Source organism: Nitrosospira sp. NRS527 (genome assembly GCF_018406445.1).
GTDB lineage: Bacteria > Pseudomonadota > Gammaproteobacteria > Burkholderiales > Nitrosomonadaceae > Nitrosospira > Nitrosospira briensis.
The window spans coordinates 2910323-2934083 of the sequence record NZ_AP024515.1 but is presented as its reverse complement, the minus strand read 5'-3'; the positions used below and the strand labels follow the sequence as shown (position 1 = coordinate 2934083).

Here is a 23761-nt window from a genome sequence, read left to right as displayed (position 1 = left end):
TCATTCGTCCTTCGCACTCGCTTTGAAATTTTCAGCGGCGCGTGTCAATACTTTGCGAGCATTCCAATATTCACGATCACTGACGCCGATCGCCTTTCGGATTTCGGCGTTGTCATATCCTTGTCGCAAAAGCATATGGTCCAAAATAAGACTAGGAACCTCTTTTGGTCCAAACTTCGCTCGCAAGATAGTCAGCGCGCAAAACTCGCTCAATTCTTGCTCTTGATCTTCAAAAACGACCTCCGGAGAATTTAAATTTACTGCCATGCGCTCAAGCGGACGGTCATCTGGCTCAACTGACATTAACTCTCCTTCCATTACTAAGGGCAGTAGTTTTAACGGCTTATCCCTACTCCAAGCCAAGCTCTTCATAGTCCCAATGAGCAAGCCCGAAAAATCTACTTTATTTGTACGCCATTTTCGCCGGCCACTTAAAAGCGCAAGTATGGCTTCGCTAACCAGATCTTCCGGCAGATATGTTTTTTTTAGCTCGATAGTGCTTTGAAGCAACAAATATGCTGCACGGTTTAACCTGACCTTCAGTTGTTTATCCGCCTGAACGTTGCATACAGCAGCTCGAACCTCTGCAGGTATAGCAATGACGTCATCCGCTTCGATAGGATCATCTTCAAATTCATCAGAAAGCACTATTCCTCCCTCATGCTACGTATTTATGTATTTTTGCCTTGCTTAAAGAAGTTTAATCAAATTTTGTGTTTCGACGGCAAATGTTTGAAAAAAAAGAGCATGAGAGGGTGAGGGGAATAGTTCCCCGTGGAGAAACCCATGAGTTTGAACAATGAAACGACCATTTTAGCCGCGACTTCTTCTATGTTGTTAATTGCTAATGATGAGAATTTAACCTTCAATGAATTATCTGTTGCTGGGCGCTCTCCTTCTGGCCAAAACATTCTTGCTGCGGCAGGGGCTTCTGCGGATGCCCTCCTAGCTCAGTTACTTCCGTCCGGAGAAATTGAAACGATTCGGTCCAATGAGCAGCCATCGTTAAGCACAAGTAATCGATTTCTCATTTCCTATTCGGATCGGCTCTTCATTCTTGACCTAGATGGCACGAAGCTGGAATGGGCATATCGTCTTATTTCGGGTCGAGCCATTAGAACGATTGGCGAAGTCGGTGATCAGCGCGATTTGATTATCAAACGCGAGAACGGTGACGTCTTAACTATCGATGATAAAGATCTTATCGATCTTAATGAAGCTGGAATTGAGCACTTCTTTACCAAGCCGCGAGTTTGGAAAATACGCGTTCAAAGCGTTACGCTGGAATATGGCACCCCGACGGTAGTGGTCCGAGATGCAATGAAACGTGCCGGATTCGATCCATCGAAAAAGTGGCAGATATTCCTCCTGGTAGAAGGACAACCTAAGCAAGCGTTAACAGTTGATTCCGTTGTAGACCTACGAACTCCAGGAATTGAGAAAATTCGGCTTATGCAGAGCAATGTAGACAATGGCGATGGACAGAAGCAGGAGTTAGCGCGTCAATTCGCTTTATTAGAGAGCGACATCAAGCATCTCGACAAAATGGGTGCAAGCTGGGAAACAGTCATTGAAGGTGGGCGTCAATGGCTTTTGATCCATGACTTTCAACCTACAACGGGCTATACCCCCAAAGCGACAGCACTCGCTTTAGATATTCCCAAGGATTATCCGGCCGCACAAATCGATATGTTTTACTTCTTTCCGTGGATAACTCGTATCGATGGGCTGGCGATCCCAAACACTCAAGTTCGTGCCATCATACGCGGCGCCGAATTCCAAGGGTGGTCGCGCCATCGGAATGCGGCATGCCCCTGGGACCCCATCACAGACAGTGTGATGACGCATCTCACGCTGGTGGAAAGTTGCCTGCATAGGGAGCTAGGCAAATGAATCCCCTAACAGCCCTCAGTCTCACCGCAGCCCATCATTTGCAACTCAAAGCACACTTGCTTCCAGGCGATGGCCTGGAAGCCGCTGCAATACTTCTGTGCACGAAAGTACCGGGGCCGCGACTGCGGCTTTTGGTAAAGGAATGGTTGCCGGTACCACATGCCGAATGTTCGCTAAGAACAGCGCATTCATTAACCTGGCCGAGCAGCTATATAGAAGATGCTATCGATAAGGCATTGATGGAAAATCTCTGCTTAATACTTGTTCATTCGCATCCAACAGGTTATCCAAATTTTTCCGAAATTGACGATAAAAGCGATCGATCCATCATACCCAGCATCTTTGAAGCTGGCGGCGATTGTCACGGCTCAGCAGTGATGATGCCGAACGGTCATATGATCAGTCGTTTTTACAAAAATGATGGTCAAGTCGTTACTTGTGATTTGGTATCCGTTGCCGGTGAGGATCTACACTTCTGGTGGTTTGACGATTCGAAGCGAACTTTGGACCGGCCGCTTGCCTTTACCTCAGCAATGCAATTCGAATTAGCGAAAATGAGTGCGTGCGTAATCGGTGTATCTGGCACCGGATCAATCGTCGCTGAACAGCTCTGCCGACTTGGATTTGGCAATGTCATTTTGATTGATCATGATCACGTCGAGGATAAGAACCTTAATCGTATTCTCAATACCGTGCATGCTGATGCTTTAAATGCATCCTCTAAAGTGAGCGTATTTGCATCGCGGGCCAATCAATACCGCGCCAAAGATTTTGTTACAGAAATCCATGCAGATGCCTTGAGTCGAAAAGCGGTCCTAGCTGCCTCGCAAGCCGATGTAATTTTCTCGTGCGTGGATACACATCGAGCTAGGAGCATCGCCGACCGAATTGCAGTTTCTTTCTTGCTCCCGTTATTCGATGTGGGTGTCGCAATCCCAACGCGGACGATTACTGGCGGTCGGGCAATTGATGAAGTCACCGGCCGAATTGATTATATACAACCTGGTGGCAGCACCTTAGCCGATAGAGAAGTTTATACACCTGCCAGTCTGCAAGCAGAAGCCCTTGCCGAGGCGGCCCCCGATGCACATGCGCTCCAAGTTCGTGCAGGCTATATAGACGACATACCGGAACAAGCTCCATCGGTTATATCGCTCAATATGCGCGCAGCAAGCGCTTGCGTGATGGAGTTCATTGCTAGAGCTTTTCCGTTTAGGCACGAGCCGAATGACAGCTATGCGCGTACCCGGTTCCTGTTAGCTGAGTGTCTTGAAGAATATTCGGCCGAGATATCCTTTCCGATCAAGTGCCAACCTAATTTGGCTAGAGGAGGAGCAGAACCGCTGCTTGGGTTGCCCATATTATCGAAGTAGGCGAGAGAAGCAGCATGAAAAATATACGGAAATGGTGGTCGGTCCTAAAGGACAAAATTTTTGCGGCAAGAATTGTTGAAGTGTTGCATGGAGAAGAACTTCCGGTACGCATTTCAAAACGAAATCTCGTTCTTGTCATCGATAGAAATGAACATTGGTGTGTTGGAATGATGTGTCCGTGTGGGTGTAAGCAAAAAATCGAACTGCCTCTTATTCGGGAGGCTTCGCCGCGATGGAAACTCGAAGTGAATCAGCACGGCAATCCGACCATATCACCCTCGATATGGTTAAACACCGGCTGTCGCTCTCATTTCTTTGTCCGCGCAGGAAAAATAATCTGGGTATAGCAATCCGACGGCGCGCTTCATTAATTGTGCGATTCACAAACATCATTTCAATTTTCTAAGTGTCAGTTCGGTGCGATAGTTTTGTTCCTATAGACGATCTTTTGATGGGTCAAACTTCGCACTGACCTGCTCCCACAGCAGGACTTTATCGCCGAGTTCGGTCAAGCGTTCAATAGGTGTTTTTCCTTGCAGGGAGCTATGGGGCCGATCCCAGTTGTAGTAGTGCTGCCATTCAGACAGCTGGTCTACGAGCATCGGATCTTTGAGATCGACCGTGGCATAAAACTCATCGAGGTCTTTACGCTGCGAGCGTTCAATCTTGCCATTCAAATGCGGTGATCGTGGCTTGATGGGCTGAAATTTTATGCGCCATTCCAGAAGCCTTTCCTGAAATTTGCTGACGAAAAATTCTCGACCGCGGTCGGTTTGAATGCGTTGAAACGCGAACGGAATTTCCTCGATCACTGCATCCAGAAAGTCTAATGTATTGCTTGCTGTCCTGCGGGAATATAGGCGAAAAACCTTGTAGCGCGTGCAGTCGCCGATTGCGGTGTACTGATATAACCCGGGCGCGATCTTGCAGACATCATCTGCACGCGGTCACCAGGGATCGGCCGGCTGTATCAGGTTACAACCTTTCTGAACGCACGTTTGTGACTCAGAAGAGGTTTGTTGAGCCGTTCCAGCGTCTTATGGATCGTCGCTGTAGAGAACGAAAGGTTATGCAAGCGCGCCAGTTCGTTCTGAATCCTTCTATGACCCAGTTTGCGCTTTCGAGCTCAGCAATGAGCTGGACGTGTTCTGGAAAAATCTTTCGATTGGGTGAGGTTTTTGGTCGTCGGTTTTTTTCTTGCAGACCAGCCAATCCGCGCTCTTGATATCGCCTCCACCACTTGCGAAGCGTAGGCCGGGAAATGCCGCATTTCAGGCATACCACTCCTGCGTTGCCGAGTTCTTCATACAGTTGAATCCAACGAAGACGTTTCCGAATCTCATTGTCCATCGCCTCATTTTAATTGAAACGATGTCTATGAATCACACAGATGAAACTACGCCAGCATAACCAATCATCGCTCAATATATCGGCGTAGCATGCCTGTCACGCTGAGCAACATGATGGGTGTCACTATTGCGCCCAATATTTCGTATATCACACCGAAAGCACGCCAAGGCCACGCCTCATCGCGAGTAGTGACCGAGCATCTATCCTCCTGCTTGAGGTCCAGTCCTGGAACAAACACATCCAGCGCATACCATAAGGAATCGATTTCTTCGCCGCAACGTTGCCCGGGTAATTCTAACGTACCTGCCCCGGAATGCCGCACAAGCACAGGTTCATCAACTTCGTAATTTGCAAAATAGAAAGCACCTGTACCGACGAGCAACCATAACATAAGGAACCACGTCACGCTTTTCCCTGGAAACAAGCCATAGTCAAAACATTTCTCCATTATGCATAGAAACGGACGAATCCACTGGTGATGGACAAATCGACGTTCGAGCGAGAGTTTTGCGAGTGTGATGCGCTTAGCAACCTCATACTTGCCCTCATTATGTAATGCGCGTGCTAGTTGCTCGTAGGGTTGCGGTTCATAGACACTTTCATGTTCATAAACACTCTCATTCGTCGCCCTATTCGCTTCGACGGCGCAAGCTATTAATTGGTCACAGGCGTCCTGCTCATTGTCTTTCGCGCGGGAGCAATCATACTGTCGGGTCAGCCAACGGATGTGAGCGTCGGCCGTTTCGTCTACGGGCTTGGACGAAGATATTTTGTCAAAATCTTTTTTTATATTCTCAACTTTTTCCTCGGTTTTAACACGCTCGTATTCGAACCCGTCAAGCTTTAGCCTTATACCGGGCCCCCAGGACCCCCAGGGTGTTTTCTTCAGGTTATGATGAAACACCCTGGCCTTGAGACCACGCAGAGAGATTTCCGCACGGACTGGTGTAGTAACAGCTTCATTTTCCTGAATCCTAGGTTGTATCAGTTGTTGCAACACGGGCCTAACATCCTGAGTAATTTCCTCTCCCGTAATCTTCTCCACCAGTGCGGCAGGTAAAATCATCCTCAGCCAGAATGGTGCACCGCCAGGATCAGCTTTGAGACGTGAGTCAGTAATGATGCGTAAGGGCGATTCAAATATAGTCGGGTTTTCTTCTTCAATATCAGCTAATAAATCATCCTCGGTCATCTCCACATTGCCATCAGGATTTACGTGCAGCCTTGTGCGATACAGTTTGTTGGCATAGCGGATCATCGCTATACAGATCCAGCCCTTTTCCTCGTCTTTCTTCACCGATACCTCAGCAAATTCCACTGGAGCCGATAATTTCGCACCGCCGAGCGATTTCTCCGTCTCGATAATAAAGAAGGCGCCTTCCTCTCCCCAAACATAGGCGCAGAAAAATCTCAAATAATCCCGTACCGCCCGCGCGGAATCAAGATTCAGCATGCCAAGTTGATTCAGTTGATGAATTGGTTTCGACAGTCCCCCAAGCAGAATTGGTCTTTTTGTCATATCCGAGCGATGCTTTAAGAAAGCGATAATAGCTTTGCGGCCCTCCTCAAGCTGAAGTAGCACTTCGACAAGCACCCAATTTGGATAAAAAGAAAGTGGCGCCTTATGGGCTTCAATAACGCTATACTGCAACTGCAGCACTTCCGCTATCCGGACCTTCGTTACCCAAAAATCATTTGCAATACACGCATCCACAATGCTGAGAGTAGGAATCCATTCATCATGCCGTTTGGACGTATTCTCAATGTCAGGCGCAAGAGAATTCGGAGGATTTATAAATCTGAGACTGGATTTGGGATCACCGATGTGAAATCCGCTTCGATAGCTGCCGCCGTCAAAACGTATACAATGTTCTTCCATCAGTGGCATAAATATGCCGCTGATCGACACCGAGCCGCGTACCTCAGCATCTTTTGCGTTAAGTGCTGTAAGGTCCCGCGCTTCCACCTTCAGTTCACCACCGATGCGCGAAAGCTTCAGATCAAAAGTGCCTGCTATGTCGGTTAGATTGCAGTCGTTACCAATCGTTATGTTGTGCGCGTACAGGCCGTATCTCCCGTTATTCAGCGCTTTCATGACTGTGTTGTTTACTTTGAGGTTGCTCTCGACATGGCTGCTCTCCAGATCAATAGAGGTCGTAAGATCATCAAGAATTAGGTTGCCGCCGACTCGAAGGTTGGATGCGAGAATACCCGCGTACTCCCAATCAGGCCGTGGATACAGAGTTAGCCCAGTAAGATCTAAGTCTCCGCCAACGGTCGCCCCGCGCGCGTCAATCGAACCTTCAACAATAGTTTTGGGCCCTGACGGAAGATTGCCGAGCCAGAGATTGGTCCGTACGCGCGCAAGGCCCAGATTGAGCGCGTAGTCCTTAGCAGCGACCTTGCGGATATGGATACCACGGAGATCGAGAAAGCCAATTGTAGCGCTAAGGAAATCGAGTTTCCCGTGCACCTCATAATGCCCTTCATTCTTATCTTCCCTCCCATGCAAGGCTACCGTGCCATCGCACTGCAGCGACTCGGCTCGAAACGCAATCTTGTCAGGGGCGACGAGTTTAGCGGCTTCTGCCCAGATGTTGCCATTGATATGAGCACCTCTGACACTCACGCCGCCTTGGGCGTAAAAGTCTGGCTGAAGCCAAACGGAACCGTGAACGTTCGCGCTGACGAGATTGAGCGCGTAATCCGGAATGCCGAACTCAGTGCACTGGCCAGGTTGGATTCTGAGGTGAGCCTTCTGAGCAATTACCGACCCATCAATGCGGCAGCGGCGAAGAGAAATTTGGCAATAGCAGTCATTATTTAGCGGCTTAAGATCGCTAATCTCAAGATCACCATCGAGCGTGGCATCGGTCAGGTCAACACGTCCGGAGACTCTGCATCCGCGAAGCGATAAGCGGCTAAGCCGCACGTTGCTGGCATTTATTGCACTGAGAATTTTCTCCTCTACGCTGGCGCCATTGCGGACAACAGGGTACCTTATTCTGGATCCGTCGTGGATAATGCAGTGCTCCAGCAGCAGTGGCGGCAATGGCGTCCCCCCCGTTCCCTTGCAGTCGCTCAAATCAATCTCGCCCTTGATAATGGCGCCGCGTAGCCGGACGCCGTGCAGACGTGAATTTGCTTCTGCATCCTTAGCGGGGGTTCGCAAACCAAGCAGGAGTTCTCGCAGAAAAATTCCACGAACGGTGATATCGGCCTCTTCCTGCACAAAAAGCCTGGAATCTTCCTGCACAAAAAACTCGGAAAGAACAGGAAGTTTTGGGGATCCCGCCCAGTCGCCACGAAACGCCGCGTCGATGAGCTCTCTTTCGAGAGCTGACATTTTTTCTTCTTTTTCAAGGATGGGCATTTTTTGCTGCCTCTAATTCGAAGAAAGTTGTGGGATCTGGCTCAAAATGCTGAGCAAGTGTGCGATTCACAGCAGTGATGCAATGATGGAACAAGTAAGCTTGAAAAAAAGAAAGCAAAACCTATCTGTTTACCGATGCACTTTTACTCTGTATGCCAACGTCTTCTGGCTTGGTGCGTACTGAACATATTCAGTTTAACCATAGAGGAAGAGTCTGGTAAATTCAACTCCGAAACAAATCAAAGAGCTTCAGTAAAAAATGGGGTCGTTCCGATGTGCTTCAGGAATACGGCTGGAACAGAATGTGACGCAGACCGGAACCGACCGGACCGCATGGAGAACAGGCGAGAGGACCTATTTCTTTTTGTCCTGGTCGGCAGCCAGTTCGCGTAGCTCCTTGAGGCGGGCCTCTACACTGGAGTTGTGGTAGAAGTCGTCGTCGCTGTTTTGCAACGCGATCTGCAGTTGTTCAACGGCAGCATGATAATTCCCCTGCCGTGAATAAACTTCCGCCTGCGCGCGATGCGCGGCCATCACATTGCCAAGCGCCGCATAGCTCTGTGCCTGTAACTTGTAAAGGCGTATGTCATTCGGGGTCAACTGCAATTGCCGGCTGACGAACTTGAGCGCCTTATCGGCGCCCCTATGGCGCAGGAGGGCGTCCGCATAGTCATAGATTAATGCGCGGTGGTGCGGGAATATTTGCAGCGCGGCTTGGTAGATGTCGAGGGCATCCTTGGTTTGGCCGACAGCAAGTTTGACTTGAGCCGCCAGGGTCTCGATCATGGCATTGGAAGGGGGCGCTTTACGTTCTATCTGAATGGATGTACCGAGATGATGATTTTCCAGCGCTTCATCCATCACATCCGGCTGTAAGGTGTCGTAAAGACGCTCCAGTTCCTTATCCGCGCGCAGATAATCTCGTCCGCGCAACAGGGCATTGATCAGCCCATAGCGCTCCACAGCCTCATTGGTATAACGCCTGTCCCGCAGGATGGAGTCGAAGTGCTGTATCGCATCTGCCGGCTTATCAATGGAAGCGCGCAGCTTCGCCTGTACCATCCGGAAATCCATACTGTCGGGAACCTGCCGGTAAGGCATATCCTGAATGCGGTTTTCGATATCCGCGATGCGCGCATAAGTAATCGGGTGGGTACGCAGATACGCTGGGGCGCCATTTTCATAGAATCGGGTTGCTTTCTGCATGTGCTCGAAGAAAGCCGACATCCCGTGTGGATCAAATCCCGCACTGACCAATATGTTGAAGCCGATGCGATCAGCCTCTTTTTCGTGGTCGCGGGTAAAGTCCAGTTGCGATTGAATCTGGCGGGCCTGCGAGGCCACCAGAATCGCCTGCCCTGCTTGCGAATTGGTACGTGCTGCCAGGATGGCAAGGGCTGCCGCCGCCAGCGACGTCAGCATGCTATATTTTTGAGAGGCGATCATACGAGCAAGGTGTTTCTGAGTGACATGCGCTATTTCATGCGCCATGACACCCGCCAGTTCGGATTCGCTCTCCGCCGCCAGGATAAGCCCGCTGTTGAAGCCCATGAAGCCGCCCGGCAGCGCGAATGCGTTGATTGTCGAGTCGCGGAGGGCAAAAAATTCGAACTCCTGGTTGGGATGAGCCTCATTCGAACCGAGAATCAGCCTATTGCCGAGGCTGGCAAGGTAGTCCGTTATTTCGGCGTCTTCCATATAGCTGCTGTCGGCCCGGATCTCGGACATGATCTTGAGGCCAAGCTCCCGTTCCTGGTGCGCCGACATCGTTGCCCGGGATACATCGCCGAGCTCGGGCAATTCGTTGGCAAAACCATTCAGCGCAAACAATACCGGCAAAATAGCCATGACATGGCGCATTTTCATGTCGATAAGATAGCGCTTCGCGACTGAAGTTCCATCACGCCGAACGGGGTTGATAGCCGAAACAGGACTGGTATCAAGAGGAGCTCAGCATGAAAAAGCTATGAAAGGAATAAAGTCGGACCGTACTTTTCCAACCAGAAACCCGGGTGTGCAAATACCATCAGCATAAAATCACTTTTTCAGGAATAGAAAAATCCCTCGTGATTGCCCCCGCCGATCGCCCATGTGGGCGCACTGCTACCCGTATTGCGAGACCCACCAAGCCTAAATCGCCGCCTCATCTGTTTCTCCAGTACGTATTCTCGTTACCTGTTCGATACTCGTTACAAAGATCTTGCCATCACCGATCTTGCCGGTACGCGCGGTGTTGACGATGGTCTCGATAACGCTATCCACCAGTTTCTCGAGCACGACTATTTCGATTTTTACTTTTGGCAGAAAATCTATGACGTATTCGGCACCGCGATAGAGCTCGGTATGGCCCTTCTGTCTGCCGAAGCCCTTGACTTCGGTAACGGTCAGCCCGGTTATGCCAATTTCATTGAGCGCTTCGCACACTTCGTCGAGCTTGAAGGGTTTGATGATAGCCTCGATTTTTTTCACGGTACGTTCCTTTGAGCAGATATTCATGGAGACTGGTATCACAGTCATGCTTCAAGCTGTTCGGTTGTTCATTGAAGCGGTTATAAATTCGGAAAGCCTTCATAAAATCCGGATGACCGGAGTCCACGCGCACCATTTTTAAAATTCATCTTGATACCTCGATGTAATCGGATAGCGCCAGTCCCTGCCAAAGGCTCGCTGGGTAACGCGGATGCCTGGCGGCGCCTGGCGGCGCTTGTATTCATTCTGACGAATCAGGTGCACCGTCCGCCGTACGTCGGCTTCGGCGTAGTTCATGCCTAGAATCACCTGCAACGACAAATCCTGCTCCATATAAGCTTCGAGGATAGCGTCGAGCACATCGTAAGGCGGAAGGCTGTCCTGATCGGTCTGGTCATGACGCAATTCAGCCGAGGGTGCCCGGTTGAGGACACGCTCCGGGATAACATTACCTGAATTGTTGCGGTACCGGCAAAGGCGGTACACCATGGTTTTACTGATGTCTTTCAGTACAGCGAAGCCGCCGGCCATATCGCCGTATAAAGTGCAGTAGCCTACTGCCATTTCGGACTTGTTGCCGGTGGTGAGCACGATCGAGCCATACTTGTTCGATAACGCCATCAGCAAGGTGCCGCGTACACGCGCCTGCACGTTTTCCTCCGTGGTATCCTGGGGGTTGCGCTGGGGCAGCGTGGGAAACTCATTGGCCAGCGTATCCATGAATCTGCCGAATACCGGTTCGATGGGCAGTTCGCTATACCCTACACCCAGCGTCTGGGCCATGGCGCGCGCATCCGATAAGCTTATATCCGCGGTAAATTGTGAAGGCATCATTACCGCTTTCACTTTCTCGGCACCCAGGGCATCGACTGCAATCGCCATCGTGAGCGCCGAATCCACGCCGCCGGACAGGCCCAGCAATACACCGGGTATGCCGTTCTTTCCGACATAGTCCTTTACGCCAAGGCATAGCGCCTGATAAACGCTTGCTTCCAGGGTATTTGAAGCCGCGATGTAGCCGCTTATCGGAGCCGCGTTTTGCAATTCGATCAGGCCGAGCGTTTCCCCGAATTCATCGAATTGATGAGTCAGCTCGCCCTTGCTATTCATGGCAAAAGAAGCGCCGTCGAATATCAGTTCATCCTGTCCGCCTACCATATTGGCATAAACGGCGGAAAGTCCTGTTTCGCCGATGCGCTGCCGTACCAGTTGATAGCGCAAGGCTTGCTTGCGCATGTGGTAGGGCGAAGCATTCAGCACCAGGAGCACGTCCGCCCCCGCCTCCCTGGCGCGAGTGGCTGTGCCTTTTTGCCAGACATCCTGGCAAATATTGATGCCAAACTTTACCCCATCCAGTTCAAATATGCAGGGATCGGAGCCGGGTTCGAAATAACGCCGCTCATCGAATACGCTATCATTGGGAAGCAGATGCTTGAGATACGTCGCAACAATTTCGCCGTCACGTATCACGGAAGCCGCATTGTAGAGCTTGTTATCCTCGAGATGAGGATGCCCAACCAGCAGTGTCACTCCGTTAATTTCCCTGGCTATCTCCGCAAGCGCATCCTCACAAGCGAAACGAAATCCCGCCCGCAATAACAGATCCTCCGGCGGATAGCCCGACAGCGCCATCTCGGGCGTGATAACCAGTTGCGCACCCGCCTTCTTCGCCTGACTGGCGTAATCAAGTATTTTTCGGGTATTGCCGCTCAGGTCGCCGACTGTGCAATTGATTTGTGCAATGGCGAGCTTCATGGTGTGGCGGCCGGTTGAGTTTCTGTTGACAATCGGCCGAATAATACCAGAATGAGCCGCCTTGCGCCGAAGGCCGGCAAGCGCGACAATCCCTCATGAGTGCCGGATTTGAAATAAAAATAGTCGATTCTCTTGCTGGCATTTCCGTCCCGGCATGGAATGCGCTCACCGGAGACGATCCGTTTCTGCGGCACGAGTTCTTGTCCGCCATGCATGAAACCGGATGTGCCTCGAAAAAAACGGGCTGGCTACCGCAGTTTGTCACGCTATGGGAGGGGAACGTCCTGTGTGGCGCGCTGCCGCTTTACCTGAAAAGCCATTCCTACGGTGAATATGTGTTCGACTGGGCCTGGGCAAATGCGTATCAACGCTATGGCTACCCTTATTATCCCAAACTGTTGAGCGCGGTACCTTTCAGTCCGGTAACGGGGCGGCGGTTGCTTGCGGAGACGCCAGCGCATCGCGCCCTGCTTATCTCGGCTGCAATGAAAATAATTGAAGACAGAGGCGGGGAGGGAATATCGTCATTCCATTGTCTCTTTCCGCAGGAATATGAAGCGCGCGAAATGGAAGCGGCGGGCATGACGTTGCGGCACGGGATCCAGTTTCACTGGCAGAACCGGGCCGGACAAGGTTATGAAAATTTCGAGATGTTCCTGGCGGGGATGAGTCATGGCAAGCGCAAGAAAATCCGGCAGGAAAGACGTAAAGTACAAGCTGCAGGCGTCCATTTTCAGTGGCTATCTGGAAATGACATCAGTGACGATCACTGGCATTTCTTCATCGACTGTTATAACAAGACCTACGACGAGCACCACTCCATGCCCTACCTCAATCTGGAATTCTTCATGCGGATTGGCAAAAGCATGCCGGAGAATGTGCTCCTGATTCTGGCATTGCGCGACAATGAACCGGTCGGCGCCGCCCTCAATTTACACAGCGCACATACGCTATACGGTCGCTATTGGGGTACGAAGGAATTTATATCCGGTTTGCATTTCGAGACTTGCTATTATCAGGCCATCGAATACTGCATCGCACATAACATCAAGTTGTTCGAGGGGGGCGCACAGGGAGAGCATAAGCTCGCGCGCGGCTTCCTTCCCGTCCGCACCTGGTCGGCACACTGGCTGGCGCATCCCGAATTCGCCAGGATCATCGGAAGCTATCTGGAGCGGGAAGTGCAGGACATCGGTCATTATCTGGACGAATTGAACGATAGTTCACCGTTCAGGAAAGAATAGATGGGATAATTGCCGAGTTTCGCCGCCTGGACGGTACTTTCGCCCGGCGTGCTTTACGGGTTCGTAGGGAGCGGCGTCCAGTTCAACTTGCTTTCCGATGGGGCGTCCTGTCCCGCAAAGTCGCGCCAAATCCATTTTCAGAATGTGGATTTACTCCTTTTGGAGCGCAAATCCGGTTTCGGCAACCTGCGCATTTACTGCCACCCTCTATATTATTCATTCGCGTTGATTCTTAAATCATTCCCAGGAATCAGATGATGGAATTGGATACCTATAAGGTGCCCTTCTGCCGGTTTATGGAAGACATCTGGCTGAGATAGCGAGAGTCATTCCCTGCTGTAAAGACAAGAACTGGAATTTTCTAAGATAATACATCTCGGCCAAAAATGCCTAGGAGAGTTGACTCATTGAAGACTGTTATCATTGTCCCAACATACAACGAACGGGAAAATATAGGCCCTCTGATCGAGGCGCTACAGCATCAGTTTGAGAAACTGACCCACGACATGCATATACTCGTGGTGGATGACAATTCACCGGACCGAACTGCGGATTTTGTTCGCGAATTACAGGCTGACCATTCCAACTTGCATCTGCTTATGGGGGAGAAAAAAGGCTTGGGGGTCGCCTATATCCGCGGAATGTTGCATGCGATGGACGAATTGCGCGCGGAAGTCGTGTTTGAGATGGATGCGGACTTTTCACATAAGCCGGAGGATGTGCCGCGACTGATGGCTGAAATCGATCATGGGGCTGATTTTGTCATCGGTAGCCGGTATGTGCCAGGTGGGAGCATTCCAAAGGAATGGGGTCTATACCGTCGTCTAAACTCGCGGTTTGGAAACATTGTCGCCCGCTATTTGGCGGGAATTTATTCGGTGCGTGATTGCACTGCCGGTTTTCGGGCAATCCGCACATCCATTTTGCGCCGCATCGATTTTGCCAAACTGGGGGTGCAAGGCTATGCATTCCAGGTTGCCCTTCTTCACGCGGTCACAGTCGAGAAGGCCAGAATTGTTGAAGTCCCGGTCGATTTTATTGATCGCTGCTATGGCGACTCAAAACTGGGATTGCGAGATATCGTCGAATTTGTCGCCAATGCGTGGTGGATACGTTTCGAGAGTTCAAAAACCTTCATCAAATTCCTGGCTGTCGGTGCCACGGGCGTCGCCGTTAATCTGGGATTTTTTACCCTACTACTTTTTCTAGGCTTGAACAAATTCGTTGCTTCACCTATTTCCATAGAAATATCAATAATATCCAACTTCGTTTTCAACAACTACTGGACATTTCGCGATCGCAATACCAAGGACAAAACCAGGATAAAAGGCCTCAAATTCAATACGGTCTCCCTCCTCTCGCTAATCTTGAGCTACGGCACCTTCGTCACACTTTCTTTATTCTTTCCGGACGTGCAGCCCCAGGTTCACCAATTCATCGGAATTATTCCCGCCACCTTGATAAATTACTTCCTCAACTCCTATTGGACTTTCAAACATGTCGAAGACTAATACGGGAATTGCGCAGTTACCTGTTTGGCCGCAAAATATATCTCGCAACGTAGCGTAAGCAGTCGCATTAAATAATACATATCTAGCCCGGATGTTTCATAAATTAACGCGCGCCCTTGCTGGTCTTTTGTTTCGTATGAAAATTTCGTTCAGTCGGGCGTATGAATAACTACGCCACTCCTTCACAAAATCTCCCTACAAAACAAAATCCTGCGCAATCATCACGCGAATTTATGAAACATCCGGGCTAAAGCAATCTCGATGAAATATTGCAGTAATTGCGGCACTTTAGTGGAATTGCGAATTCCAGAAGGCGATACGCTGCCGCGTCACGTTTGTTCCGCATGCAATATCATTCATTACCAGAACCCCAAGATCGTGGTGGGCAGCATACCCGAATGGGAGGACAGGATATTGCTGTGTCGCCGCGCCATCGAGCCGCGCCAGGGGTTATGGACATTGCCGGGGGGCTTCATGGAAAATGCCGAGACCCTGATTCAGGGCGCCGAACGCGAAACTTTGGAAGAAGCCAACGCCCGGGTGGAAATGGGAGATCTTTATTCCATCTACAATTTGCCTCATATCAACCAGGTGCACGTGTTGTTCCGTGCACGGATGCTGGATCTCGACTTCAAACCGGGAATTGAAAGCCTGGATGTCAAACTTTTCCACGAAACGGAAATTCCGTGGGATATGCTGGCTTTCCGTGTCATTAGCGAACCCCTGAGGCGCTACTTTGAAGAGCGGCGCAAAGGAAGACTAGGCTTCCACATGGGTACCATAGAAGCGCTTCAAAAATAAGTTTTCAAATTTGGAAAGCCCCGCCAGAAGATGTGTTTCGTCCTTGCGGAAACGGATTGGGAGTTTGTTTTTATCGCGGGATACGGATTATAAGAAATGGAGTAGAAATGAAACGGTGTAAACGCCCTTCATACCCGAGATTACACTGCCCGCAGCGAGTCCACGATATTCAGGCGCGCGGCCCGTACGGCCGGGAGAAAACCACCGACCACGCCCATGATCAGGGCGAACGCAAATGATTTAAGGATAATTTCGAGATTCAGGATAAAGCTGAACGCCAGTTCCGAGAAGGACTGCCAGTTCATGGTGGAAATGGTAAAGAACTGCATGAAAGACGCCATTGTCAAACCGATGATCCCGCCCGCCGCGCCGAGCATCAATGCTTCCACAAGAAATGCAGTAAGAATATTTCCGCGGCGAAACCCCAATGCGCGCAAGGTGCCGATTTCCGTGGCGCGATTGGCAACCGAGGCGTACATGGTGATCATTGCACCGATGATCGCGCCTGCGGAAAAAATGATCGACAACATCATCCCCAGGTAGCGAATGAAATTTGCCAGCACTTGCGATTGCTCGGCATAGAAAATGCTTTCCCGCTTGGCTTCCAAAGTAAGGCGGGGATCCTCTTCAATGCGGGACTTGAGTTGAGGAAACGTTGCCGCGTCGTTCAGCTTCAGTATCACTGAAGAATAGACTGGTCTGCGAAATGCCTGCATCAACTGGTCCACGTCTCCCCAGATCTCCGAATCGAAACCGCTTTTACCTGCATCCATAATGCCGACCACCGTCCATTCACGTTGCGCGAAGCGCAACGTTTCACCCACGCCTGCGCCTTTATAACGCTCGGCAATATTCTTGCCTGCAATAATTTCCGTCGAGCCGGGATGAAACATGCGCCCCTCCGTGATTTCCACCTGGGGGCGTAGTTCGATTCCCTTTTGTCCGACGCCGCGTATCAATACGTTTGAGGTTTTATTGGAGTCGCGTTTGGGAAGTGCGATCAATACGATGGTTTCCTTCGATGCGAGGCGCGCGCCGTCTATGCCATAGGCAACTTCCGGCTGATTTTCCACAATGGCGGCCTGGTCGCGCTCAACGAGACTCTGCACCTCCGTCCCGGCAGAACGACGCGTAACGATTACATTATCGGGAGACCCTGTTTCCACCATGGTTTTTCTGAGACCCTCCTCCAGCATCAACACGGTAGCGAATACGAAAACCACGAGGGCCATTCCGCAGGCGGTGAGCAGCGTAGTCAATTTGCGTGCGGCGAGATTGCGCCATGTGTATGAAAGAGGGACCGACATAATCAATTTGAATAAGCTACCCGATGTGACGAAGTCCTTCCACAATAGACACTTGCGACGCGCGCAACGCAGGTATCACTGCTGCAATAAAGCCGACTGCGATTGCGGCGGCGATCTGCATGAAGACCGTTTCCAGCGAGACGCCGAATACCGGAAACAGTGTACCCACCTGTTTGCTGAATGCATGGGCGACCGGAAAAGTAAGCAGAATCCCGATCACCGCACCTGCGAGCGCAATAGCCATGGACTCGCCATAAATCAATCCGGTAAGGAAACGCGGGCCAAAACCCAATGCCTTGAGCGTGGCATACTCGCGGATGCGTTCCCGGGCGGTCATCGCCATGGTGTTCGCCATTACCGCAAGGATGATGAAGATCACCACGAACGAAACGATACGTATCGCCACCACGATGGCTTCGGTCATGGCGACAAAGCCCAGTTGAAACGCCTTCTCTGTTTCGGTAAGGGTTTCTGCGAGAGAGTTTCTGAACAATGTGTCGATCTCGGTCGATATTTCCGCAGCCCTGTCGGCATCCGATATCTGGATTACGTATACACCCACATAATCGGACTTGCGAGCCACACCTTTTCTGAATGTTTCGTTTAGGTAATCCCAGTGGAAGAAAAACTGCGAGGTGTCCGTTCCCGCTTCGGCGCCGTCATAAATAGCGCGCACCGTAAAACTCCACGCGCCTGGGTAAATCGTGCCCCGAAGGGGGATTGTATCGCCGACCTTGAAGCCATACGTATCTGCCAGCTTGCGGCCGATTACGCAGCCCTTGCGGTCGGTGCGGAATGCTTTCATTTCCGCCGGCGAGATGAGGTATTCGGGATAAAGATCGAAATAGGTTTTTCCATCTACCGCGAACTGCGGGAAAAAGTTTTTCTCGGTAATATAGACGCCGCCAAACCAGTTCGCATGACTGATCGCCGACACGCCCGGAATTTTGCGAATCCGCTCCTGGTAGTTGATCGGTAGCGGAAACACCAGCGAGATCGAACTCCGCGTCACCAGGCGAGTCGAGGAAGCGTTCTCCGCCCCTGCATACCAGGCATCAACCACTGTCCGTAGCAGCCCGAAAGCGAGTATTGCCACCACCAGGCCCAGCACGGTCAGCCCGGTGCGCAGCTTATGGCGCAGCGTATTTCTTGAAATAAGCTTCAGGAAATGCATTTTTGCGGCAATCGCGCCATAGCGCGTCGTGGAAGAAACATTGTAAAAAACAAAGGAGAACGCGCCATATCGCCGCTTACTATTGGGGGGTTACATCCAGTTCGCCTTTTTCGAGATGACGAATGGAATGCGCCGATTTGGCCGCATGCGGGTCATGCGTCACCATGATGATCGTTTTGCCCATCTCGCTGTTCAGGCGCGCAAGCATGCGGAGAATATCATCCGCCGATACCCGGTCGAGATCCCCCGTGGGTTCGTCCGCCACCAGGATGAGCGGATCGGTGATAAAGGCGCGGGCAATTGCCACGCGTTGCTGCTGACCGCCGGACAGTTCCGAAGGGTAGTGCGCCATACGGTCAGTCAGACCTACCATCGACAACGCAAGTTCGACGCGCTCCTGTCTCTGGCTGCGCGAAAGTGTTGTCAGTAGCAACGGCAGTTCAACGTTCTCAAACGCGGTCAATACGGGCATCAGGTTATAGAACTGGAAAATGAACCCGACATTGGCAGCTCGCCAGTCCGCAAGCTCCGCTTCGGAAAGCACGGCGATATCGATTCCGTTAACTTTCAGCGAACCGCTGTCGGGCTTGTCGATACCCGCGATAAGGTTGAGCAATGTACTTTTGCCGGAGCCGGAAGGGCCCATCAACGCGATGAAATCACCCGGCATGATGTCGAAAGAGATGTTGGTGAGAACAGGCACCGTTTGTCCGCCACGGCGATAGGATTTGGTGAGCTGCCGGATCTCGACAATCGATTTGGAAGCGTTTTCCATGCAAACCTTGCTGCCTTTTATTTAGCCGCCGTTTTGACCTTATCGCCGTTGTCGAGCCCGTCTTCCGGTCTCAGTATTACCTTGTCGCCAGCCTTGGCGCCTTTCAGGACTTCAACCATATCGCCAATTTTTTCGCCGGTGTCAATGGACGTCTCAACCGCCTTTCCTTCCTTTAAAAGGAATATGACGCTCCTGCCATTTCTTTGCGTGATCGCATCGGACAATACAGCAACGCGCGCAGTGCGCTGGCCAGCGGTCATTTCTTTTTCCAAGAAGGCGATCTTGGCGCTCATTTCCGGGAGTACCTTGGGATCAAGGTCGACAAATCGTATTTTTACCAACACAGTCGCTTTAGCACGGTCCACCGTTGGCACGATGCGCTGTACCACGCCGCGCAAACGCAGATCGGGAAGTGCATCCAGCTGAATTTCGCAAGGTTGCCCCAGCTTTACTTTTGGCAAATTGGACTCGGATACATCGGCTTCTACTTCGAGCGTATCCATGTCTGCCATTGTTACCACTGCGCCTTTGGCGTCAAGCGCGGAAGAGAAGGGAGTGACGACGTCCCCGATGTTCGCGCTTTTCGTCAGTACCACCCCATCGAACGGCGCACGGATCAGCGTTTGCTCCACCGCTATCCGGGCTGCGCGGTGATTTGCCTCGGCTACGGCGACCTCGGCGCCGAAACCCCGAAGGGCAGCCCGAGCCTTGTGATAACGGGCAGTGACAGCGTCGTATGCAAACGGCGAAATGAAACCTTTGCCGAGCAGTTCCCCATTCCGGTTGAATACTGCCTCAGCATCGACCAATTCTGCTTGTGCCTGCTGCAGGTTCGCCTTCGCTACGTTGACGCTGGCCGCTGCCTGGTCCATCGCTGCGGTGACATCGGCATTCTCCAGTCGCGCAATAATTTCGCCTTCCGTAACCTCGCTGCCTTCTGTTACGCCCAACCATTCCACCCGTCCGGTAGCCTTGGATGCTACTGCTGCCTTCCGCTGCGCAACCACGTAACCGGTGGCGTTGAGCAATGTGAATGATTGTGACGGATACGCAGTGGTGATCGTGGTCGACTCCACCTCTACCGCCATACCGCTTCGGAAATAGAGAAACCCGAGCACCACAAGCATTGCAGCGATTGCGAGCCAGGCTGCGAGGGGGAAGCGTCTCTTGCGCGTACGCGCCGTTGCAGTGCTGCCCCGGTCTATCTTCAGCCTGGAAAGGTCTTCGTTGGTCACGGCAACATCTCGGATAATTCAACGCCGCGATTATGAAGTAGAAGCAGGGTCACGGCTAGAAGCCTCTGGCTCAGCCCTACGCGGCCATGACGGCAATTCAGGGGCAGGATGAGAAGGACGAGGCGCTATCCTCCTTAATTGTGACAGCGGTTTCGTGGAAATCTGTCAGCAATGAGAATGACGCATAATTTCGGGCAGTGGAAAGGTCTTACTCAAGCAACACCATCCTTGAACGCGAAAGCGGAGGATTGTTTGCGAAATATCGCTTGATGCCGGCGAGTATGGCGTCGGCCAGTTTGTCCTGATATGCGCCATCCTTCAGTTTCTTTTCCTCATCCGGGTTACTGATGAAGGCTGTTTCAACCAGGATTGAAGGGATGTCAGGCGATTTGAGGACGGCGAAGCCGGCCTGTTCCACGCTGGTTTTATGCAGGTGGTTGATATCGCCGATTTCTGAAAGCACTTCCCTGCCGAGCTTAAGGCTGTCGTTGATGGTTGCCGTTTGTGACAAATCAAGCAAAGTTTGCTTGAGATAGGGGTCCTTGATATCCAGATTGACTCCGCCGATCAAGTCCGCGTCGTTTTCTTTTTTTGCCAGCCAGCGTGCAGCAGCCGAGGTTGCGCCACGTTCGGACAGTGCGAATACGGAGGAGCCGCGTGCATGTGGCTTGATGAAGGCGTCGGCATGAACGGATACGAACAAATCGGCGTTCACCTGGCGAGCCTTTACCAAACGCATCGGCAGCGAAATAAAGTAATCCCCTTCCCGCGTCAGCGCGGCCCGCATATTGGGTTCTTTATCTATCTTGGCTTTGAGTTTTTTGGCGATCGCCAGCGTGATATTTTTCTCATGTGTGCCACGTTGGCTTATTGCCCCAGGATCCTCCCCACCATGTCCAGGGTCGATGGCGACGGTTATGAGACGTATCATCTCCGGCTTATGCTTTTTGGACACCGAAGTGCGCGCGGACCTGGTTTCCGCTTTTGAATTTATATTAGTGTCGGGATTGGCATCAGTTTGCAATGTCTCCGTGGTATTTTCGTTAAGAAGCGCCATCAGCGGATCGGGTGGAACAACGGGATAAAGATCCAGCACCAACCGGTGCCCGTAGTCGCCCACGGGTTTGAGCGCGAAAGCTTGCGGCACTGCTTGGGTTTTGAGGTCCAGAACCAGGCGCAATATGCCCGGTTTGAAGCGGCCAATCCGCACTGCCTGGATATAGGGGTCGGCGGCGTCAATTCTATCCGCGAGCTTTTCGAGTTCGGGCGTTAGCACGACTTGTTCCAGATCGATCGCAACGCGATCCGGATTTTTTACGATGCTGAGCGAATACTGTATAGGCAGGGCTGATTCCAGCGTGAGGCGGGTATACTCCGGCGCTGGCCAGACACGGACCGAACTGACCTTGATATCCGCGAAGGCGGAATTGCAGAGCGGCAGAAACAGGAGTACAGCCGCCACGAACCAGGTGACGAATATGGAGTGGGTACGAACATTGCAACAATCGGACATTGTCGCGTTCAATGGTTTTTCAGGGATTGCCAATGTTTCAAACACAGTCTGCCGGCCTCCGTGTCTGCCTGAATTTCCACATTGCGGCCAGTTTCAGCAATATGGAATAGAAAACTCAAATCGGCCTTGGGCAATAGGCCAGCTGCCTTTTCAGGCCATTCCACCAGGCAGATTGAGTTTGCGTTGAAATATTCCCGGAAACCTGCTTCTTCCCATTCGAAGGGATCTTTGAATCGATAAAAATCAAAGTGATAGAAGTATAACCTGGAAATTTTATAAAGTTCAACCAAATTGTATGTGGGGCTTTTTACTTTTGCCTGATAACCCAGACCTCGGAGGATTCCCCGCGCCAGCGTCGTCTTGCCGGCACCGAGATCGCCATTCAGGAAAATAATCAGGCCGGGATGCAATATGGTTGCGATTTCTGCGCCGAGCGCCAGCGTTGCGGCCTCATCGGGAAGATCGCAATCGGCGTGATGACGGCTAGTGTGATGCATGACTGTCAGGAAAGGTATGATGCGCACTATGCAAGAAAAAATCTCCAAAGATCCGCTGCAGATTTTCCAGGATCCAGCGGTTGATTTTACCAGCTCGCCGAGCCGATCAAAGCCTGGGGTAATGAATCCGGTTTTCAGGATATTGCCGATGCAGGCGTGGAGATGACGCAGGTCGGATCAGGTTTGCTGGAATGGCTGAGCAAAGGTTATCACGGCGAGATGGATTATATGGCAAAGCAGGGTGCACGGCGTACCCGTGGCGGAACTCGGCACGCTGTGTGTGATCTCGGCACGCATGAACTACATCTGAACACGCGTAGCCATTATATCGACATGAAGAGGGTGTTTAGCCCTCAGTTCCAAGGATCGCAATGGGTCGAATCCGAGGTAAGCTACACCCGCTATTAATAACCTTGTCTGTATAGGGTGTACCAAAGTCCAATTTGATCCTGCCACTGAAATTGATAAGATTCAAATATCGTTCAACTGGCGAATTAAATGAACTCCTTCTGCAGCTTGTTGAATTGGACAAACTTTGTGAATTCCGAAAGATAGCGGCATGTCGGGCGCTTGCGATCACGTAAAATGCTATTATGCTGACCTTGAATATATGGGATTACGTGCTACAAATAGTCGGTTAGCCCTTGTGCGTGAGTCAATGCCGCCTTCAAAATAGAAGTTGATTTATCGCCTCATATTTTTACTAAAAATCTTCTTCCAGCGGCCCAGCAGACTTTAATAATCAATAAACAAGAAAAGGAAGTTCAGTGAGCGCTTCGTATATCAATATCAGGAAATGCTTTGCTTGTTTTGCTATTGTTTTTCCTGTCCTCCTCATCGGCTGCAAATCATATCCATCGCTTTCTCCGGACGACAAGCATCTCGCGCATGATTACCTTATCGGTCCAGGAGACAATGTGGACATCATCGTTTGGCGCAATCCGGAGGTTTCCATGGCGGTACCGGTTCGGCCGGACGGGAAAATCACGACGCCTCTGGTGGAAGACTTACCGGCCAGCGGGAAGACGTCAACGCAGTTGGCGCGAGATATCGAAGAAGCTTTATCGAAGTATATTCAGCAGCCGGTTGTGACCGTTGTCGTGACGGAATTTGTCGGCCCTTACACTGAACAAATTCGAGTCATAGGGGAGGCGGCGAAGCCTCAAGCACTTCCATATCGTGAAGAAATGACACTGATGGATGTTCTGATCGAGGTCGGGGGCATAACGGATTTTGCCGCAGGCAACAAGGCCAGGATCGTCCGTAACATAGATGGAAAACAACACCAATTTAGCGTCCGATTGGATGATTTGATCAGGGATGGTGATATCTCGGCCAACGTGCCCATGCAACAGGGGGACGTTCTTGTCATACCGGAAAGTTTCTTCTGATGAAGTTGGGTTGCCTGGGTTAGCGCGGCAAAGGGCTTATTGAGGTATGGCGATAACTCTGCTATTGGCTTCATTGCAGACATTTGGTTGGCAATATGCG

At 51.2% G+C, this 23761-nt stretch carries 18 protein-coding genes and 1 pseudogene; 7 read left to right on the top strand and 12 right to left on the bottom strand.

Annotated elements, in window-relative coordinates:
* Nucleotides 1–648 (bottom strand): hypothetical protein, encoded by a 648-nt coding sequence (locus KJS40_RS13025; protein WP_213538313.1) that lies wholly within the window; start codon nt 646–648, stop codon nt 1–3.
* A 138-nt stretch (nt 649–786) separates the two neighbouring features.
* Between KJS40_RS13025 and KJS40_RS13020 the strand changes: the two genes are divergently transcribed.
* Genes KJS40_RS13020 through KJS40_RS15555 form a run of 3 tightly spaced genes read left to right on the top strand, consistent with a single transcriptional unit; the run spans nt 787 to nt 3613 of the window.
* The gene (locus KJS40_RS13020) at nt 787–1893 is read left to right on the top strand and encodes a multiubiquitin domain-containing protein (protein ID WP_213538312.1); all 1107 of its coding nucleotides are present in this window, start codon (nt 787–789) and stop codon (nt 1891–1893) included.
* On the top strand, nt 1890–3266 hold the full coding sequence (locus tag KJS40_RS13015) for a ThiF family adenylyltransferase (protein ID WP_213538311.1): 1377 nt from the start codon (nt 1890–1892) through the stop codon (nt 3264–3266). Before KJS40_RS13020 ends, KJS40_RS13015 begins: the two co-directional genes overlap by 4 nt.
* Before the next feature lie 14 nt (nt 3267–3280).
* Nucleotides 3281–3613 carry a DUF6527 family protein gene (locus KJS40_RS15555; RefSeq protein WP_348529529.1) on the top strand — a complete coding sequence of 111 codons (333 nt, stop codon included), beginning with the start codon at nt 3281–3283 and terminating at the stop codon, nt 3611–3613.
* Nucleotides 3614–3700: 87 nt separating this feature from the next.
* Here the strand turns inward: KJS40_RS15555 and KJS40_RS13010 are convergent.
* The 5 genes and pseudogenes from KJS40_RS13010 to KJS40_RS12990 all read right to left on the bottom strand — a co-directional run bounded on the left by KJS40_RS13010 (nt 3701) and on the right by KJS40_RS12990 (nt 12213).
* Nucleotides 3701–4616: pseudogene (locus tag KJS40_RS13010) on the bottom strand (IS481 family transposase).
* Between the two features lie 64 nt (nt 4617–4680).
* Entirely contained in the window at nt 4681–7989 is a 3309-nt protein-coding gene (locus KJS40_RS13005; protein ID WP_213538310.1) for a hypothetical protein, read from the bottom strand.
* A gap of 354 nt (nt 7990–8343) precedes the next feature.
* Nucleotides 8344–9855, bottom strand: a complete 1512-nt coding sequence (locus KJS40_RS13000; protein WP_213538309.1) for a M48 family metalloprotease — start codon at nt 9853–9855, stop codon at nt 8344–8346.
* A 264-nt stretch (nt 9856–10119) separates the two neighbouring features.
* Nucleotides 10120–10458 (bottom strand): P-II family nitrogen regulator, encoded by a 339-nt coding sequence (locus KJS40_RS12995; RefSeq protein WP_072767751.1) that lies wholly within the window; start codon nt 10456–10458, stop codon nt 10120–10122.
* 138 nt (nt 10459–10596) lie between these two features.
* On the bottom strand, nt 10597–12213 hold the full coding sequence (locus KJS40_RS12990) for an NAD+ synthase (protein ID WP_213538308.1): 1617 nt from the start codon (nt 12211–12213) through the stop codon (nt 10597–10599).
* 95 nt (nt 12214–12308) lie between these two features.
* On the opposite strand from KJS40_RS12990, the gene KJS40_RS12985 reads away from it, so the two are divergent.
* The 3 genes from KJS40_RS12985 (at nt 12309) to KJS40_RS12975 (ending at nt 15769) form a co-directional block, all read left to right on the top strand.
* A complete protein-coding gene (locus tag KJS40_RS12985; RefSeq protein ID WP_213538307.1) occupies nt 12309–13457 on the top strand; it encodes a GNAT family N-acetyltransferase in 1149 nt (382 codons plus the stop codon).
* A gap of 407 nt (nt 13458–13864) precedes the next feature.
* Nucleotides 13865–14968 carry a glycosyltransferase family 2 protein gene (locus KJS40_RS12980; RefSeq protein ID WP_244859605.1) on the top strand — a complete coding sequence of 368 codons (1104 nt, stop codon included), beginning with the start codon at nt 13865–13867 and terminating at the stop codon, nt 14966–14968.
* A 261-nt stretch (nt 14969–15229) separates the two neighbouring features.
* The gene (locus KJS40_RS12975; RefSeq protein WP_213538305.1) at nt 15230–15769 is read left to right on the top strand and encodes an NUDIX hydrolase; all 540 of its coding nucleotides are present in this window, start codon (nt 15230–15232) and stop codon (nt 15767–15769) included.
* Between the two features lie 140 nt (nt 15770–15909).
* On the opposite strand, the gene KJS40_RS12970 is transcribed toward KJS40_RS12975, so the two are convergent.
* The 6 genes from KJS40_RS12970 to tsaE form a co-directional block, all read right to left on the bottom strand.
* Entirely contained in the window at nt 15910–17076 is a 1167-nt protein-coding gene (locus tag KJS40_RS12970) for an ABC transporter permease (RefSeq protein WP_213538304.1), read from the bottom strand.
* 16 nt (nt 17077–17092) lie between these two features.
* Nucleotides 17093–18250 carry an FtsX-like permease family protein gene (locus KJS40_RS12965; protein ID WP_213538303.1) on the bottom strand — a complete coding sequence of 386 codons (1158 nt, stop codon included), beginning with the start codon at nt 18248–18250 and terminating at the stop codon, nt 17093–17095.
* Nucleotides 18251–18329: 79 nt separating this feature from the next.
* Nucleotides 18330–19025 carry an ABC transporter ATP-binding protein gene (locus tag KJS40_RS12960; RefSeq protein ID WP_213538302.1) on the bottom strand — a complete coding sequence of 232 codons (696 nt, stop codon included), beginning with the start codon at nt 19023–19025 and terminating at the stop codon, nt 18330–18332.
* A 17-nt stretch (nt 19026–19042) separates the two neighbouring features.
* Nucleotides 19043–20260: an efflux RND transporter periplasmic adaptor subunit gene (locus KJS40_RS12955; protein WP_213538301.1), complete on the bottom strand. Its 1218-nt coding sequence runs from the start codon at nt 20258–20260 to the stop codon at nt 19043–19045.
* Nucleotides 20261–20468: 208 nt separating this feature from the next.
* A complete protein-coding gene (locus KJS40_RS12950) occupies nt 20469–21773 on the bottom strand; it encodes an N-acetylmuramoyl-L-alanine amidase (protein WP_213538300.1) in 1305 nt (434 codons plus the stop codon).
* A gap of 8 nt (nt 21774–21781) precedes the next feature.
* Nucleotides 21782–22270 carry a tRNA (adenosine(37)-N6)-threonylcarbamoyltransferase complex ATPase subunit type 1 TsaE gene (tsaE, locus tag KJS40_RS12945; RefSeq protein WP_213539857.1) on the bottom strand — a complete coding sequence of 163 codons (489 nt, stop codon included), beginning with the start codon at nt 22268–22270 and terminating at the stop codon, nt 21782–21784.
* An 836-nt stretch (nt 22271–23106) separates the two neighbouring features.
* Between tsaE and KJS40_RS12940 the strand changes: the two genes are divergently transcribed.
* Nucleotides 23107–23661: an XrtA/PEP-CTERM system exopolysaccharide export protein gene (locus KJS40_RS12940; protein ID WP_244859783.1), complete on the top strand. Its 555-nt coding sequence runs from the start codon at nt 23107–23109 to the stop codon at nt 23659–23661.
* Nucleotides 23662–23761: the final 100 nt, after the last annotated feature.